The 17,176-nt window shown below is 40.2% G+C and carries 16 protein-coding genes; 3 read left to right on the top strand and 13 right to left on the bottom strand.

The features are described 5' to 3' along the window. Nucleotides 1–30: 30 nt before the first annotated feature. The 3 genes from HMPREF2607_RS03555 to HMPREF2607_RS03545 all read right to left on the bottom strand — a co-directional run bounded on the left by HMPREF2607_RS03555 (nucleotide 31) and on the right by HMPREF2607_RS03545 (nucleotide 4,017). Nucleotides 31–1,998, bottom strand: coding sequence for a DUF2207 domain-containing protein (locus tag HMPREF2607_RS03555; protein ID WP_021144196.1), 1,968 nt, complete (start codon nucleotides 1,996–1,998; stop codon nucleotides 31–33). 77 nt (nucleotides 1,999–2,075) lie between these two features. Continuing rightward, the gene (locus HMPREF2607_RS03550) at nucleotides 2,076–3,344 is read right to left on the bottom strand and encodes a dihydroorotase (protein ID WP_070475910.1); all 1,269 of its coding nucleotides are present in this window, start codon (nucleotides 3,342–3,344) and stop codon (nucleotides 2,076–2,078) included. 19 nt (nucleotides 3,345–3,363) lie between these two features. Next, entirely contained in the window at nucleotides 3,364–4,017 is a 654-nt protein-coding gene (locus HMPREF2607_RS03545) for a uracil-DNA glycosylase (protein ID WP_049545851.1), read from the bottom strand. A gap of 213 nt (nucleotides 4,018–4,230) precedes the next feature. Here HMPREF2607_RS03545 and HMPREF2607_RS03540 point away from each other — a divergent pair, with 213 nt between their 5' ends. Together HMPREF2607_RS03540 and HMPREF2607_RS03535 are read left to right on the top strand one after the other, a co-directional pair. Next, nucleotides 4,231–5,427, top strand: a complete 1,197-nt coding sequence (locus HMPREF2607_RS03540) for a cation diffusion facilitator family transporter (protein ID WP_070475908.1) — start codon at nucleotides 4,231–4,233, stop codon at nucleotides 5,425–5,427. Nucleotides 5,428–5,657: 230 nt separating this feature from the next. Then, entirely contained in the window at nucleotides 5,658–7,004 is a 1,347-nt protein-coding gene (locus tag HMPREF2607_RS03535) for a D-alanyl-D-alanine carboxypeptidase (RefSeq protein ID WP_070475905.1), read from the top strand. Nucleotides 7,005–7,030: 26 nt separating this feature from the next. Here HMPREF2607_RS03535 and HMPREF2607_RS03530 read toward each other — a convergent pair whose 3' ends face one another. The 10 genes from HMPREF2607_RS03530 to HMPREF2607_RS03485 form a co-directional block, all read right to left on the bottom strand. Then, the gene (locus HMPREF2607_RS03530; RefSeq protein WP_070475902.1) at nucleotides 7,031–7,882 is read right to left on the bottom strand and encodes a patatin-like phospholipase family protein; all 852 of its coding nucleotides are present in this window, start codon (nucleotides 7,880–7,882) and stop codon (nucleotides 7,031–7,033) included. Further along, complete coding sequence (locus HMPREF2607_RS03525; RefSeq protein WP_070475899.1) at nucleotides 7,879–8,499, bottom strand: SGNH/GDSL hydrolase family protein; 621 nt, start codon at nucleotides 8,497–8,499, stop codon at nucleotides 7,879–7,881. Before HMPREF2607_RS03525 ends, HMPREF2607_RS03530 begins: the two co-directional genes overlap by 4 nt. 3 nt (nucleotides 8,500–8,502) lie before the next feature. Beyond that, nucleotides 8,503–10,080: an ABC1 kinase family protein gene (locus HMPREF2607_RS03520; RefSeq protein ID WP_070475896.1), complete on the bottom strand. Its 1,578-nt coding sequence runs from the start codon at nucleotides 10,078–10,080 to the stop codon at nucleotides 8,503–8,505. Nucleotides 10,081–10,097: 17 nt separating this feature from the next. After that, a complete protein-coding gene (locus HMPREF2607_RS03515; RefSeq protein ID WP_004182567.1) occupies nucleotides 10,098–10,376 on the bottom strand; it encodes a phasin family protein in 279 nt (92 codons plus the stop codon). A 247-nt stretch (nucleotides 10,377–10,623) separates the two neighbouring features. After that, nucleotides 10,624–12,060 carry a glycoside hydrolase family 1 protein gene (locus HMPREF2607_RS03510; protein ID WP_070475893.1) on the bottom strand — a complete coding sequence of 479 codons (1,437 nt, stop codon included), beginning with the start codon at nucleotides 12,058–12,060 and terminating at the stop codon, nucleotides 10,624–10,626. Between the two features lie 123 nt (nucleotides 12,061–12,183). Next, nucleotides 12,184–13,320, bottom strand: a complete 1,137-nt coding sequence (locus tag HMPREF2607_RS03505; protein WP_070475890.1) for an AI-2E family transporter — start codon at nucleotides 13,318–13,320, stop codon at nucleotides 12,184–12,186. A 78-nt stretch (nucleotides 13,321–13,398) separates the two neighbouring features. Next, nucleotides 13,399–13,902, bottom strand: coding sequence for a histidine phosphatase family protein (locus HMPREF2607_RS03500; RefSeq protein ID WP_083278653.1), 504 nt, complete (start codon nucleotides 13,900–13,902; stop codon nucleotides 13,399–13,401). Further along, nucleotides 13,899–14,507: a histidine phosphatase family protein gene (locus tag HMPREF2607_RS03495; protein ID WP_070475888.1), complete on the bottom strand. Its 609-nt coding sequence runs from the start codon at nucleotides 14,505–14,507 to the stop codon at nucleotides 13,899–13,901. Before HMPREF2607_RS03495 ends, HMPREF2607_RS03500 begins: the two co-directional genes overlap by 4 nt. Next, the gene (locus HMPREF2607_RS03490; RefSeq protein ID WP_070475885.1) at nucleotides 14,504–15,106 is read right to left on the bottom strand and encodes a histidine phosphatase family protein; all 603 of its coding nucleotides are present in this window, start codon (nucleotides 15,104–15,106) and stop codon (nucleotides 14,504–14,506) included. The genes HMPREF2607_RS03495 and HMPREF2607_RS03490 overlap by 4 nt, the downstream gene beginning before the upstream one ends. A gap of 18 nt (nucleotides 15,107–15,124) precedes the next feature. Further along, nucleotides 15,125–15,943: a Cof-type HAD-IIB family hydrolase gene (locus HMPREF2607_RS03485; RefSeq protein WP_048675907.1), complete on the bottom strand. Its 819-nt coding sequence runs from the start codon at nucleotides 15,941–15,943 to the stop codon at nucleotides 15,125–15,127. A gap of 145 nt (nucleotides 15,944–16,088) precedes the next feature. Here HMPREF2607_RS03485 and HMPREF2607_RS03480 point away from each other — a divergent pair, with 145 nt between their 5' ends. After that, the gene (locus HMPREF2607_RS03480) at nucleotides 16,089–17,108 is read left to right on the top strand and encodes a phosphodiester glycosidase family protein (RefSeq protein ID WP_173018421.1); all 1,020 of its coding nucleotides are present in this window, start codon (nucleotides 16,089–16,091) and stop codon (nucleotides 17,106–17,108) included. Nucleotides 17,109–17,176: the final 68 nt, after the last annotated feature.

The raw sequence follows: 17,176 nt of genomic DNA, 5'->3' as shown, positions 1-17,176 counted from the left end.
CTATTGATAGTAAACTCCAACTAGCGTAGCTTAGAAGGCGCCACCACCGCCTCCTCCGCCACCACCAGAGAAGCCACCGCCTCCAAAGCCGCCACTACCACTATTTGAATTGATAGAAAAGCTACTTACGGTATCTGAGTTGCTGATATAGCCTTGAAGCATTTGGCTTGCAACATAAGTGTTAAAGGACGTATCTGAATCAAGAGTCGATTCCAAAGAAGGGTTTGATAAGTGAATATGATATTTTTTCAAGGTCTCGGTAACTTTCTTAGCGTATCCATATAGGGTCGCATAAACCAAAATACGGTTCCATAAGACGATAGCGTCAATTTCGGTTTGTTTGAAGCTTGGAATACTCTTTATCATATTTCTAAAACTATACCACTGATAGTAAGTATCTATGGTCGCCTTATCAAGACACCTCTTTCGACGTTTTTTAACAATGCGTGTTACTATTAGCCATAACAGGAAGATTGGTATGATAGCAAAAAAGTAAAATACACTAAGAGAGGCCCCAAAAGCAATAGCAAAGAATAAACCACTAACAAATGAAACTACGAATGCAAATGCAAAGCTTAAATGACTATACAGAGATAGGCGTTTTTCAAGAGGTGTGAATTCTCTATAGATCTTTACAAGCCCCAGATTTCGAACCTCACGGTCAACTTCTTTTGAAAGCTTATAAACGTCAGATGAAAACTGAGCTTTCACTTTTAGCCCGATATCCTTAATCTTTTCTCTTTCAACAGTGCTTTTAGCTTTTTTGAATTTTGTGCTTAGTTCTTTTTTATCAATATAATACCGCGAAAATATATCGCCTTTTGTGATTTCACTGCGACCATCAAACATCATATCGATAAAAGTCTCTTCGAATGTTGAAAGACCCTCTTTTTGGATGACGGCCAACGTCGATGACTTGGAGACGATATGGCCTCTATCTAGCAAGTCTAAAATCGTAGCTTGAATCATATGTCCGAAAGAAAGAGGACCTTTTTCTTCTTTCAAGCTTATCTTATCAAAGGACTGGTTATAGATGGATTTAGCAACAACTAAAGGTGCTAGATTGTTTGGTGCCTCATAAAGTCTTGCATTTTTTGGAAAGTCAGGAAGCCTTGTACTGATGAGAAGCCAGATAAAAAAGAGAATTCCCATAAGCGTTACTATGATGATTAAGCTTGGAATTAACTGGAAGCTTAGGAAACGAAAGAAGACACCCATTCTGACGATATGAGCTTCTTTTTTAAGAAAAGTAGTCTTATGCGCCTCATTTTTGATATAGGAGGCATTAGCCTCTTTTAAGGTCTTAGTCATTGGCCAATAAGCATGGAGTTCTAACTTTCCTTTTGGGGCTAAATCATCGATATGTATCTTAAATCCATCTGGAGTACGAGTAACTGTTGGCTTTTTATTGAAAAAGCCTGTATGGGCATACAAATCACCCTTAGCAGCGTCTAAACCAGTAACCGTAAAATCAACATGTTCAATGGAGTTATCCCAATCTGAGATAGGGAACCAGTTTAAGGCAGCCACATCAGAATAGAGGTCTAACATGTGTTTGATTTGCCAAGTCACCTTAAGAACCACTTTATCATAAGCCCCAGGATTATAGACCTTTAGTTTGATACCGTCTTTGAGTTTTTCTGATTCCACACGTATCTGTCTTTTCGTAAAGACAGTTTCCACACCATTTTCTGTGGTTATTTTTTCAGCTTTATCAGAGACTGTGACAGTTGGATTTTCTTCAATATTAAAACCTTTTGGAAGTGGTTTTACACTGCCTAATGTCACGTACTGACCATTATAAGAACTTGAAAAATCATAAGTCACTTCTTGGGTAAAGGTCGCTCCGCCATCCTCGTGAATAGCCAAGTGTCCCTTATAACTTGGAATGCTATACGACACCTCATTATCGCTATCACTGGCTTTAGCGATGTCACAAGCTCCAATCGTTAGTATCATAGCTAAGACTAGTCCTAACCAAAGCAGTCCTTTTTTCATCAGTCACTCCTTACATATCAGTCAATCTTTAAATATCGAGATTGAAACATAAGCGTTTTACCTCTCTTCTCTTATGACTAGGCTTGATAAACAATCTCACCGTCACAGATAGTGTATTTAACACTTCCCGTAAGTTCTTCGCCTACAAATGGTGAATTGGCTGCTTTAGACTTAAAGTCTGCTGTGACCTGACGTTTTTCCTTGTCTGCAAAAATCACAAGGTCAGCTGGTCCATTTTCAGCCAAATAACCAGCATCGAAGCCATAAAGATCAGATGGATTGCTGGTCATCACTTTCAATAGCTCAATTAAATTCAAATGGCCTGCATCGACTAAGTATGTCAATCCAAGAGATAGAGACGTTTCAAGTCCTGTCATTCCTGATGGTGCTTTAGTCACATCATCGACATTCTTTTCATCGGCATGGTGTGGTGCGTGGTCTGTGGCAATGACTGAGATGACTCCAGATTTCAACCCTTCGATGACGGCCTGACGGTCAGATTCCAAACGAAGTGGTGGGTTCATCTTGGCATTAGCACCTTTTGAGAGCAAGAGGTCTTCTGTCTTAGAGAAATGTTGTGGTGCCACTTCGGCTGTAACTTGTGCTCCAAGTTTTTGAGCAAATTCAACCACTTTTACAGATTCAGCTTTTGACAAGTGTTGAATATGAACATGGGCTTGTGTATCATAAGAAATCATGACATCACGCGCAATCATACTGTACTCAGCTACACCTGTTGCCCCACAAATATGGAATTCTTTTTTAGCAATATTTTCATTGAAACCGAGAATACCATTTAAATCAGGATCCTCCTCGTGAAGGCTGATAAAGGTATTATTCTCCTTAGCTAGCTCCATGGCTTTTTTGACAATACCAGCATTGGTCAATGGAATACCATCATCTGAGAATCCGACAGCACCGGCTTCAAGCAAACCTTTAAAATCAGTGAGGTTTTCACCATCAAAATTCTTCGTAATAGTCGCAACAGACTTAACATGGATATTTTCCTTAGCTGCCGAAGTCAAGACCTCCTCCAAGGTTTCCTTATCTGAAATCGTTGGATTAGTGTTAGCCATCATTACAACCGTTGTAAAACCACCGGCAGCAGCTGCCAAGGCCCCAGTATGAATGTCTTCCTTATGAGTTTGACCTGGCTCACGGAAGTGAACATGGATATCCACCAAGCCAGGAGCAACCACAAGACCAGTCGCATCGATGACTTGAGCATCTCCAGCTTCGATATTTTCAGCAATCTTAACGACTTTTTTACCATCAACAAGAACATCAGCTTGCGTATCCAAACCAGACTTAGGGTCTACAACACGACCATTTTTAATCAGTAACATAATCTTCCAACTTTCTATTTTACTTCAACCAATCAATTGGGGATTGGCCTTGGGATACAAGGTAGGCATTGGCTTTTGAAAATGGCTTGCTGCCAAAAAAACCACGATAGGCCGACAAGGGACTCGGATGGGCACTCTCAATAATGGCATGTTTAGAATTAGTCACTAGCGCCTTCTTCTTACGAGCATAGCCACCCCAAAGTATAAAGACAACAGGAGTATCCTTTTGATTGAGAACCTTAATCACAGCATCTGTAAAAGGTTCCCAAACCTGACCAGCATGCCCATTTGCTTGACCTGCTGGAACTGTTAGACAGGCATTAAGCAAAAGCACCCCCTGCTCTGCCCACGACGTTAAATCATGAAAGGATCTAGGACCTAAATCTTCCTCTAATTCCTTGAGAATATTTTTCAAAGACGGGGGAGCTGGAAGGCTATCAGGTACCGAGAAGGAAAGTCCCTGTGCTTGATGAGGCCCATGATAAGGGTCCTGACCAAGGATTACCACCCGCACTTCTTCAAACGGAGTCTCCAACAAGGCATTAAAAACCTTGTCACGCGGCGGATAAACCGTCCCCTGGCTATAAACCTGGTCCATAAACTGATTTATCTTTGAAAAATAATGGTCAGGCAGCTCCTCTTTCAGAAGCTTGTGCCATGTCGAATGTTCCATAAAAACCTCTTTTTAGACTGTTTTACACCCTAAATTATACCATAATTTGTAGGGAATATTCGGAAAATACTGAAAAAGCACCATGATTACGAAGCATTTCCTATCAAGTTTTAAAAATACATTACTCCACAAGTTTAAAGGGCTTACAACCTTTAACTCGTTATAGTTTTATGCTATAATTTAAACTTGTATTTTAACAGAAAAGGTAACCCTATGACTACGTATGAAAATTTAAGAGCAGCCAGACGAGGTCCCATTGTCAGCATCGCTGCCTACCTTCTTCTTACCATTGCAAAACTTCTAGCTGGACACTTTTTAAATTCTAGCTCTTTGATTGCCGATGGTTTCAATAACTTGTCAGATATTTTAGGGAACGTGGCCCTACTCATTGGATTGCACCTAGCTAGTCAACCTGCTGATGCAGATCATAGGTTTGGTCATTGGAAGATTGAAGACTTATCAAGCCTAGTCACTTCCTTTATCATGTTCGTGGTGGGCTTCCAAGTCTTAATTCAAACAGTTCGAAAGATTTTTCTAAGAGAGGAAACTGTAGTCGATCCCCTTGGCGCAACCGTCGGAGTTCTTTCTGCTATCATCATGTGTAGCGTTTACTTATACAATAAAGGACTTGCCAAAAAGCTGAAATCTAGCGCTTTGATTGCGGCCGCTAAGGATAATCTCTCCGATGCCGTAACTTCTATTGGAACGTCAATCGCCATTGTTGCAGCATCCTTCAACCTCACGATTATTGACTATATTACAGCCATTATCATTACCTCCTTCATTCTAAAGACAGCCTATGATATCTTCATGGAAGCAACCTTTAGTTTGTCAGACGGTTTCGATGAGAGAAACCTCAAAGCCTATGAAAAAGCCATTCTTGAGATTCCAAAAGTCACTAAGGTTAAAAAGCAACGTGGCCGTTCTTATGGTAGCAACGTCTATCTTGATATTGTGGTTGAGATGAACCCTGACCTCTCTGTTTACGAGAGTCATGCCATTACCGAACAAATTGAAGAGGTCCTCAGCAAGCGTTTCTCTGTCTACGACACTGATGTCCATGTAGAACCCGCTGCTATTCCTGAAGACGAAATTTATGGCAATGTCCTTCACAAACTCTCTCGCAATGAAAAGATTATACTGTCAAAAATTCCTGACTATGAAAATCTCTTGGCACCTGACTTCTACTTAATCGATGAAAATGGTCATCATCACACTCGTGAAGAAGTCATTGCCAATCAACAACCACTTCTCAATAACTTTGACAGCTTCAAGATGACATCTGTCAGTCAAAAAACGAAATTAATTAGTTATGAGTTGGGAGGAAATTTTCACACTAGTATCTGGCGTCGAAATGAAACCTGGTTCATGATTTACCACCAAGTGACAAGGATAAAAGATGAAAAGTAACGAGCAAGTAAGCTCGTTTTTTTCTGTTTCCAACTATATTTTGTGTAACATTCATACGAATCTAAAAATTACATTAAAATGCCGAATGTTGGGAAAACTCTAACTTTTATATGTTATAATTAAGGTGTTTGTCACTACTGAATTTAGGGTTTTGACAGGCAAATGTTATTAATAGATAGAAATAGGTTCTGCCAGCTACAGAACCCCATAGATATTAAAGGAGACACATTGTGAAAAAGAAAATTGTTGCCGTCCTTTTAGCAGCTTGTCTAGCCCTAGCACCGAGTTTGTCTAGTGCAGACGAATTGATGGATATCACACGCGCTGCTGGTTATACTGAAGCCACTGAGGCCTATCGCCCCAAATCAACCCTCTTAATTGATGGCAATACCGGAGATGTCCTCTGGGAAGAAAATGCTGACGAGGTACGTGACCCTGCTTCTATGTCTAAGGCCATGACACTTTATTTGGTCTTTGAAGCTATGTCTAAAGGAGAAATTTCTGAAGATACTGTTATCACAGCTACTCCAACCGACCAAGCTATTGCAGATATTTACGAAATTTCCAACAACAAGATTGTTGCTGGTGTTGATTATACCGTTTCAGAACTCATCACTATGACGGCGGTACCTTCCTCTAACGTTACAACAGTGATGCTGGCCAACTACTTGACCAATAATGATCCTGATAAATGGCTGGACATGATGAATGAAAAATCTAAAGAGCTAGGGATGACCAATACCAAATGGTTCAACGCTTCTGGTGCCGTTGCTGTTGCCTTCAAAGGTTACTACAGTCCTCAACGTTATGATAACAACCAAACCAACCAAACTACTGCGCGTGATTTGGCTATCATGACCTATAACTTCATCAAGAAATACCCAGAAATTCTCAAGTACACTAGCAAACCTGTTGTCACAGTTAAAAAAGGAACACCTTACGAGGAAACCTTCGAGACTTACAACTACTCTATTCCAGGTGCCAAATACGGAATTGATGGGGTTGATGGGTTGAAGACAGGATCTAGCCCAGAAGGTGCTTTCAACTATATTGATACCATCAAGCGTGGTGATCAACGTATGATTGCTGTCATCATGGGTTCTGGTGATTGGTCTGACCAAACAGGTGAAGAGATTCGTCATACCTTTGGTAATGCTCTCGTTGAGAAGATGTACAAAGACTTCTCATACAAGAAAGTTCTTAGCAAGGGTGAACAAGAAATCGACGGTAAAAAATACAATGTCGAAAAAGACGTCTATGCCACCGTTAAAAAAGGTAAAGACCCTAAAATCTCTGTTAAAGATGATCACATTGTCATTGATAATGGTCTGAAGACAGTGTCACCTAATATCAAAGCTACTTCTGTTAAGGCAACTAAAGTTAAGGGATGGTTCGATTTTGGAAGTAACCAGAAAGATAAAAAGGCTACTAAAACAACAGATAAGAGCCAACTCCCAGTTTATTTCTGGTTGCTATGTCTTGTCCCTGTTGGACTCCTCTACTTGATTTACCATAATGAAAAAGGACGTCGTCAAAAAGTCAAAGAACGCCGTCAAGCTCGACAAATCAATAACTAAAAGAACGTGCTCAACCGAGCACGTTTTTAGTTGTCTCCAAGAAATGTTTTGAGATGAGACATCTCATTTCGCATTTGTTCCAATCCCTCTTGATAGATGGCCTCAAATTTTTCAGGATCCTTCTCCAATCGACCAACTTCAAGCGCATGCTCTGGACGAATGGCATAAAGATTGCCAGTTTTTTCCAAAGCCTCAATCTTTTCAATACTCTTATTGTAGTGGATATGGCGATTTGATGCTACTTGGACAAATTCAGGATATTTTCGGTAAAAAAGCTTGTAGATTCTCTTACTCGTTTTAGATGGCTCTTTACGATAACCCTTAGGACGCGTCAGAACGACAATGAGTTTGTCAAAGCCCAAATTTTCCATAAAATCAATGGGAAGACTATCAGACAGACCACCATCCATGTAGCGTTTGCCCTTGTACTCGACAATTTCAGAAACCAAAGGCAGGGCGGAACTTGCACGAAGGGCTTCCATTTGCTCAAAGACATGATCAATCTTGATATAGTCTGGTTTGCCGGTCTCAATATCTGTAGTGACCACATAGAAGGGAACACCCGAATTAGCAAAGGCCTCCTGATCAAAAACGTCTAACTCCATAGGAACCTTATAATAGGAGAACTCTTTATTAACGAAGTTACCTGTTGTCAACCATGACCAGAAACTCATGTAGCGACGGTCTCCCATAAATCGCTTGTTGTAGCGCAGGGCTCTTTTGGGCTGGTTAGAAAGGTAATTAACACCAAAAAGCGCTCCAGCTGATACTGATACAACGCCGTCCACCTTAATACCAGCTTCTAAAAAAGCATCTAAAACACCAGCAGTGTATAAGCCACGCATTCCTCCGCCTTCAAGGACTAAGCCTACCTTCATTCTAAAATCTCCTTCTTGATTGGTTCTGCTAGGACTTGATAACCTTGTGGACTCAAGTGTAAACCATCCGTTGTGTAAGTGTCATTTAACTGTCCGTGGGCATCTGTCAGGTAATCATAAAGATCAACATAGGTCACACCAGGGAGAACAGCCAATTGTTGATTAAGTTCACCTACAGACGCATTATTTCGAATCTTAACCTTAGAAGCATATTGTGATTTTTCACTAACCGGAAAGACACTCAGCAAATAGACCTCAGTAAGGAGAGATTCCTGACGAACTGTCATGATAATATCGGAAATACGATTGACAATATCTCGAATGGGATAACCCCTTCCGATGTCGTTAATACCAATCAAGAGTACCAATTTACTGGGTTCCAAATCTAAAACTTGCTCTTTAAGGTGTTCTAAAAGCCAAACTGAGTCTGTTCCTGCAATCCCACGGTTTACCAAGGGAAAATCTCGACCCAAATATTTTTTCAACGCAAAAAACTCCGTGATGGAGTCCCCTGCAAAAACAATTTGGCCTTTGTCTAACTTCTGATTTTCATTCACAAATTTGGCTAAACGCTCTTCTTGATAGGCCACAAGCTCGGGCCTAGTTGTTTCAATCATACTTCATCCTTTTTTCTTAAATATTATACGCACTACCGTGATTAAAGCTAGAAAAGTTCCAAGTCCAAGAAATAGCCAGGCAAGATTTTCAAAACCTGATTTATTGGCCAAAAGGGCACCGGAAAGTAGAAATCCCAATGTCAACAAGGCTAAAACCAGATTATTTAAAACTTTCTCAAAGACTTTAATTCGACCTGAAAAGTTGATAAAATCATGGTTTACCACAATTCGTCCGTTTAAAATCTGCTCTAAGAGCTGATGTAGGCGACGCGGAATATTTTTTCCATTGCGAATCAGATAAAAGAGTTCAATCAAGATACTCTCTTTATTCAGGGCCTGCCTAAGCATGTCAGGGCCCATATTTTCTAGGAAATAATCCTTGGCCAAAGTCATCAAATCCATATTTGGGGCCAACTCTCGGAAAATACCTTCGATTTGAAGCGAAGCCTTCTCCAAAATGGTAATTTGAGACGAGGCTTTAAGATGGTTCTTCTGGAAAATAGTCAGTAAATCCTCTAGCAAATCTGTCATGGACAGACTTCCCAAGTCAACACCAGAATAACGCCCCAGCATCTGCTCCACATCCTGACTTAGAACTGCACGGTTTAGCCCATTATCAAACTGGGTAACTGACAAGATAGCCTTAGTCATGCCGTCAACATCTTGTGCGGTAAAACTATATAGGATGTCATTTAAGGACGCACGCATCCCCACTTCCAACTCACCCATAATCCCAAAGTCAATGAAACAAATCTTGCCATCACGTACCAAGAGATTTCCAGGATGAGGGTCACCATGAAAATAGCCATCTTTGAAAACCTGCTTGATAAATGACAACATTAGTTTCTTGCCCACGTCTTCCAGATCATAACCAGCCTCAATCAGTTGGCTGTAGTCATTAAGTGGAATCCCATCGATGTACTCTTCGACTATGAGGTGTGGCGTCGTAAAGGAATCATAGACCTCCGGGACACCTAGACAAGCAACAGCCCTGTTATTTGCCTTAAAACGCTTCATGGCCTCTGCTTCATTTCTGAAATCAAGTTCCTTAATTAGGGTTTCTCGCAGATTTTCCAAAACCTCCTGAACATCGACCATAGGTATAAAATGCTTTGGAATATGGCGTGCAAGCTTAATGAGAAGCTGAATATCTTCCTTAACGACCTCATCAATACCAGGTCGCTGAATTTTTACAATTACTTCCTGACCAGACAACAATCTAGCCCTATGGGTCTGAGCTACAGAACCAGAAGCCAAGGGCTCTTCCGAAAAATCAAGAAAACTGTCAGAAAGCCCAGTGGGTAATTCTCTCCTAATGGCCGTCATGACTTCCTCTTTATTCAAGGGAGGAACTGAACTCTGGAGTTTTGATAATTCTCTGATATAGGCCTCTGGCAAGAGGTCAGAGCGCGTGGATAGGATTTGACCAATTTTAACAAAACTAGGTCCCAATTGCTCAAAGGCTTGGCGTAGCTTGACAGGTGTTGTCTGTTGGTCTTGAGGAAGGTGTTTTTCACGATAAGAAAGGAGACCAACTGACGAGAAAACCTTCAACACATGTCTCAATCGTTTACTTGCCATTTTAGTCTCCTTACATTTTATTTATTTTGACTGAGCAAAGCGTCAAGTTTTTCTTCAAGACGTTTCACATCATCCTTAGTCGCATACTCAACTGAAGATTTCTTAGCATCAAGTTTATTCAAAAATTCTTGAGCTTCTTCCTTACTTTGACGTTTGAGCTCTTGTTCTAGTTCCTTACCTTCCTCAACAGTCAAACGCCCCTTTTCAACTAACTCTTTGACAAAACTATCAGCTTTATCAACTGTCATAGCAGTCAAGCCAATACCAGCTAAGAGAACTTTTTTCAAATCATTCATTATCGTTACCTCCATCTAAGTAGGAAAAGCAAAGAAATAGACTAGCTACTTCTTCAGAAAATATAAGAACGTTTTCACACTTTTATTCTACCACTTTTTCAGAAAATGTGTTAATGAACATAAATTGCAATCTGTGGTATTTTAATACTTAACTCATCGTAATATTTGTAAAAACACCTATTTATCAACGTTGTACTCAAATACTAAATAAGAATCTCAAGCTTTTGCTGAGATTCTTAACGATTTTCTATTTGTAAAGGGCTGCACCATTACTTTCGATAACAGACTTATACCAATCAAATGATTTTTTCTTATAACGAGCCAAGCTACCACTACCATCATCATTACGATCAACGTAGATGAAGCCATATCGTTTACTGAGTTCAGCCGTTGAAGCTGAGACCAAGTCAATTGGTCCCCAAGTCGTATAGCCCCAAAGCTCCACACCATCTTGAAGAGCTTCACCGACTTGAATCAAGTGTTTTTGAAGGTAATCAATACGATAATCATCTTCAACTGTTGGACCATCAGGACCATCAACAAGGACATCCTTGGCACCCAAACCATTTTCGACAATAAACAATGGCAATTGATAACGATCATAGAAGTCATTCAAAACTAGACGAAGACCGATTGGATCGATAGCCCAACCCCACTCAGATTTCTCAAGGTAGGGATTTTCAACACCACCCATAATATTTCCTTTACCAATCGTATAGTCTTCTGGATTATGTGCGGTTGCCACAGACATATAATAAGAGAATGAAATAAAATCAACGGTATTCTTCAAGATTTCTTCATCTCCAGAAGCGAATTGTATTTCAATACCATTATCTTTTAAATAGCGTTTAATATAGTTTGGATATTTCCCACGGGCATGGATATCTGAGAAGAGATAGTTTTGATTTTCAAACTCGTGAACAGCCAACTGATCCAAAGGATTAGCTGTCATCCCATAAGCAGGCATAGCAAGAACCATACACCCAATCTTAAAATCAGGGTTGATGTCATGTCCGATCTTGGTTGCTGAAGCTGATGCGACTAATTCATGGTGGACTGCTTGGTAAAGATCCTGTTTAGAGAGCTCTTCCATAGGTGTCGCAATACCACCTGACATGAAAGGTGCATGTAGAACAGAGTTCACTTCATTAAATGTCAACCAATATTTGACCTTATCTTTATAACGTGTGAAGACGGTACGGACATAGTTTTCATAAAAACCAATTAATTTACGATTAGTCCATCCATTGTATTTACGCGCCAAGTTGAGGGGTGTTTCATAGTGAGACAAGGTTACAAGTGGTTCGATGCCATACTCAGCCAATTCATCAAAGACTTTATCATAGAAGGCTAGGCCAGCTTCATTTGGCTCAGCATCATCACCATTTGGGAAAATACGAGACCAAGCAATCGACATACGAAAGACCTTGAAGCCCATCTCTGCAAAAAGTGCTATATCCTCTTTATAACGGTGATAGAAATCTATACCTTCTAGCTTTAGATTATCTGCTGTTGGTTGATCTGTAATCAAAGGATTCAAAGCCCCAGGTTCAAAAGGAACACCACCCTTTGGCGTCACATCCTGTACAGACAAACCTTTGCCATCAAAGTTGTAAGCACCTTCAAATTGGTTGGCAGCTGTTGCACCTCCCCAGAGAAATTCTTTTGGAAATGTATAAGTCATCTTTTATCTCCTCGTCTTGTTTAATATACTAATAGTATAACACTTAGAAAACGATTACACTTATACTATCTTATTGACATCTGATACTATAGTACGAAAAAAACAGACCCAAGTCTGTTTTAATTAATCATTATTTTCAATAGTATTTGCTGCTTTGGCCTCTTCTCGCCTAACAACATTATCTTTAACAATCTGATAAAGGGTCGCGGCTACTGGCACAGAAACCAACATGCCCAAGATACCACCCAAAGCAGAACCTATGGTGATAGCGAAGATAACCCAAATACCAGGAAGTCCGGTAGAGCCACCAACCACATAAGGATAGATGAGATTTCCTTCAAACTGCTGCAAGATAACCACATAGGCAACAAATAAAAGTGCCAAGGTCACAGAGTGTGTCATAATCAAGATGGTACCAATTGTCACACCGATATAGGCCCCCACAACTGGTATCATAGCTGAAAAGCCAATCAGGATAGAAATAGTCGCGGCGTATGGAAAATCAAAGATACGCATCCCAATATAACACAAGGTTCCCAAGATACAAGCCTCAATCGACTGATAAACGAAGAAATTGCGGAAGCGATTATTGAGAATAGCGACCACATAGTGGAAAGTCTTACCATAACGTCCTAAATAGACGTCTACTAAACGATTGACCTGACTTCCAAGTTTTTCTTTCCCAGCCAAAACATAGCAAGAAAAGACGATACTAATAAAGAGATTAATCAAGGTTGATGGCAGACTCGTTAACGAAGTCAAGAAGCTTGTCAAACCATTCATGATTTGTTGAAGCAACTGAGCACTGTAGCTATTGATTAGCTCTCTAACCTGTGTCACACCACCAAGATCTTGAATAATTTTTTGCAAGGACTTGTTTTTAAGCAGCCAATTAATCAAATTATTAATAGCTGAACGGTCTTGACTAATCAAGGTATTGATACTGTCAATCAAATCGGGAAGAACAGTGAAGACTACCCAAGTAAAGACCAAACCAATGGTCGCCAATGCCGAGAGCAAAGAAATAGGACGCTTGATCTTAGCTATAAAACCAAATGGAATAAACTTGACCAGTAGCTTCTCATAAAAAGACATCAGGATATTGACCACAAAGGCAATCCCAGCTCCAACCAGGAAGGGCTGACTGGCAATATAAATAGTGTTACAAATTGAAACAACGGTTTCCCAGTAAGTATAAATCAAGAAACAGCTGAAAAAAAGGACAGCCAACCAAATGAACTGATTTTTTGTAAATTTCATAGGAACTCCAAAATTTAAAATACCCTTCCATTATACACTAAGAAAGGGTTTCTTACTATCTTTGATCATAGAAAGCCGCTAAAATTTCACCAACTCTTGATCAGCTATTGGCTCAACAGCATGAAGAAAAGTCATCAAGGCTCCAGCGTGACTAACGACTAAAATAGATTGGTCAGGATGCTTATCTACTATCTCCTTAGCACTCGCAACCACACGCGCAACGAACTGATCTTGACTTTCTCCACCAAACTGGGCATAGTGGTCGCCAAAATGCCCCACAACAGATGTCTTGGGATGAAGATACTCTGGTTGACCCTCAAAGATACCAAAATGCATTTCTTTAAGCCCCTTAACACGTTTATAATCAGTACGCCCAGTCGCCAATTCAATGGTATCAGAAGCTCTTTCAGTTGTCGTACAATAATACTGATCAAAAGTCATATCATGTTTTTCAAAATAAGCACGGACCTGACGAGCTTGGTCCCGACCTTTCTCAGTCAAGGGAGAATCACACCAACCTTGAATCCGATTGAGTGTGTTAAAAAGTGTCTGTCCATGTCGCATTAAATAGAGTCGTGTCATTCTTCGCCTCCAAAGATATACTCTTCTTCTACAGGATTATATACTGAAAGCAATTCAAATTGCCCTTGATCATAGGTAAAATGTAAGATGCAACAATTTTTAAGACCATTGATATCTGGGTCGGGATTTAAAACACGTCTACAAAACTGCAAAATAGATGGTCCATGACTAACTAACAAGGACTTAGAACCATCGGCCACACTCTCCATGATGGCCCTAATCGTCAACTCCATACGATCCCGAACCTGGATCGTACTCTCCCCACCAAATTGAACAAAGTAATCACCAAAGCCTTGTCCATCAGGTAAGGTTTTAGGAGTAAGATACTCTGGCTGGCCCTCAAAAGCTCCAAAATCCTGTCCCTTAAGACCTTTAAGTCTTTCATAGTCTGTTCGTCCAGTCACAATTTCTAGAGTATCACTGGCTCTCTCAGAGGTTGAAGTAAAGACATGATCAAAAATTGGCTCCTGCTTGGCTAGATACTGACCAGCCTTTTTAGCTTGTTCGATCCCGACTTCCGTCAAAGGGGCATCGCAGACCCCCTGAAGTCTATGCTGAACATTAAACCGTGTTTGCCCATGTCTCATTAAATAAAATTCTTTCATAATGTTACCTCTAAACCAGAAATCGGATCAATCACCTGAAGAAGCTCCAATTGACCTTGATTATACTCATAAACACAAACATTACAATTTCCAAAGCCCACTCCTTCAGGAAAGGCCAAGTCCATGAAAATGATTAATCCCCATAAAGCCGCCCCATGACTGACAAATAGGAGATTCTCAGCACCATCTTTAGTATGTTCTTCTGCTTTCTCTACGACAGTCTTTAAAACCCTCTGTCCAACCTTGCGAATATCTTCGCCACCGTATGGGACCAAGAGATCTTCAAAGGATCGTGAACCTGGACGATGTTTGGGTAGGAGATGCTCTGGTTGAGCTTCAAAAGACCCAAAATTCATTTCTTTAATTCCCTTGAGCTGGGTTACAGTGTACTCAGGCGCCACAATCTTTGCCGTGTCAGTTGCTCTCTCTTGCGTAGATGAATAGACAGCGTCAAAAGAAATACCTTTCTTAGCAAAGTACTGCTTAGCTTCTTCCGCCTGCCAGATCCCATTTTCAGTCAGGGGAGAGTCACACCATCCCTGAACACGCTTTTGTGTATTAAATAATGTCTCACCATGTCGCATTAAATATAACTTCATTACTTTTACCACCCTTTTTTAAGATAAACCTAAATAATCTTCTAAGATAGTCAAGACCCCTTGATTCTTATGGTGCGGTGCTATTTGGTCTGCCACTTGTAAAATAGCTGGACTGGCATTTTCCATAGCATAAGAGCGGCCAGCCATTTGCAGGAGCTCAAGATCATTGTCACCATCACCGAAGGCCATGACATTGGACTCAGACAAGTCCCAGTGGTTAAGAAGCTGCTTGAGTCCCCAAGCCTTGTGCATGCCTTTTTGAATGAAGTCAATAGCACCAAAACCACTGGGAACAGCAACTAGATTGCCATCAAAATCACGATTAAAAGCCTGTGACACACGATTAGCCTCTTCAGGACTCAGCAACATGGTAATCTTGATGAAATCATCATCTAAATCCTCCAGCCCATTCAAACGTTGAATGGATGCTTCCATGGCGGCTTGCTCTTCTTCTGTTATCATCTCAGCAAAATTAACCCTAGTCCCTTTTAACATATAGGAGCCTTGAGCACCATTAAATATAGTCGGCCTATCTAACAAATCATAATTAAAATAGCTTAGCAAGTTTTCAACATCATTTGATGCCATGAACTCCTGACACAGAAGCTTGCCATAGCTAACCACCTGACCACCATTTTCAGCTACAAAATGCAGGCGATTAAAAGTCTCCGCAAACATGGGTTTAAGACGGCTCATACTATTACCTGATGCAACGACAAAGTGCATATCACGCGCATCCATAGCATCTAAAATCTGACTAAAACGCTCCTTGTCATAGCTCCCTTTATCGTCTAAAAATGTTCCATCCATATCTGTTGCAATCACCTTAATGGTCATAAAGCACCTCCTTGACTAACTCACTCTTATTATAACCCTTTTAGAAAACGCTTACCAGTACCATACTAAGAAAAACTGATACTATTCTTGGATATTTAATGGTCTTAGGATTGTTTTGTAAGCCTAGATTGTTTATAATGATAGTATGAAATTGAAGAATATTTTAAGAATACTATTTTCTCTTCTAATGATTGGTGCCATCGTTGGGGGACTGCTCTACCTCACCATCTACTTCAACAACCGAGATATTAAGAAGCTTTCTATGCCATCAAATAAGGGCGGATTGAACTTTACCATAAAAAATAAAGAGCTCTTAGATCAGTCTGTCCTACTTGAAAAAGGCACTATTAAAAATGTAGACATGCAGATTCTATCCTTCAAGAAGGACGGAAAATATGTTCTACAAAAAGGAAGAACCGAAGATGATAATCCTGAACTCACAGAGCAAAGTATTAAGTACGAAGCTAAGCGACGAGATGCTCTTGCTCTCATTAACGCAGGTTTTTGGTCTTACGAAGGACTAGATCGTCCCTTCGCTCAAAAGGAAATCGAATTGGGCAAAACAGGCCTTCTATATGGAGATGATCAAAATAATATCACTGCCGGAACTTACCCAAATATAGACACAGCTAAAATGTTTACCCACATGGGAAGCAACGGTTGGGATACAGGTGCCTTTGGTATTCTCATTAAGGATAAAAAGGTAGATAAAACCTGGGAGAAAGGTGACCCCGACCAACCAAATGCCCGTTCTATTTACGTAGAGACCTATGACGGTATTATCCGTATTATACAAACCTATGGTCACAACTCCCTCAATAAGGGCTTGAATCACCAAGACGTATATAAACTTTTAAAAAATATAGGCTACTCAAATATTCGCCTTGCCTTCCTACTAGATGGTGGAGGAACGACTCGTATGTATACACGATCTGATAATGGTAAGGAAAAGGTTGCTGGGGCCTTTGTCGACAATAGAACCTATATTGAGTACCTCTATCTCACCAAGCGAGATAGCAATGCTACTGACCCAAATGTATGGCGAGATCCTGAACTCGTAAAAGCAGGTAAGTCCAAGTCAATTACTTATGACGACTATATTAAAGCAATCTACTCAAACGGAAAAGTTTCAGGAACCCAATACCAGTTTAAAATCTTCAAATAATGCAAAAAATCCTCATCTTAGTGAGGATTTTTTATCGGCTCTATAATTTCTGTAGTGGGTAAAACTAC

The organism is Streptococcus sp. HMSC078H03 (genome assembly GCF_001808655.1).
GTDB lineage: Bacteria > Bacillota > Bacilli > Lactobacillales > Streptococcaceae > Streptococcus > Streptococcus salivarius_G.
Note: the sequence above shows the minus strand (reverse complement) of the source record. Positions and strands in the feature narration are given on the sequence as shown.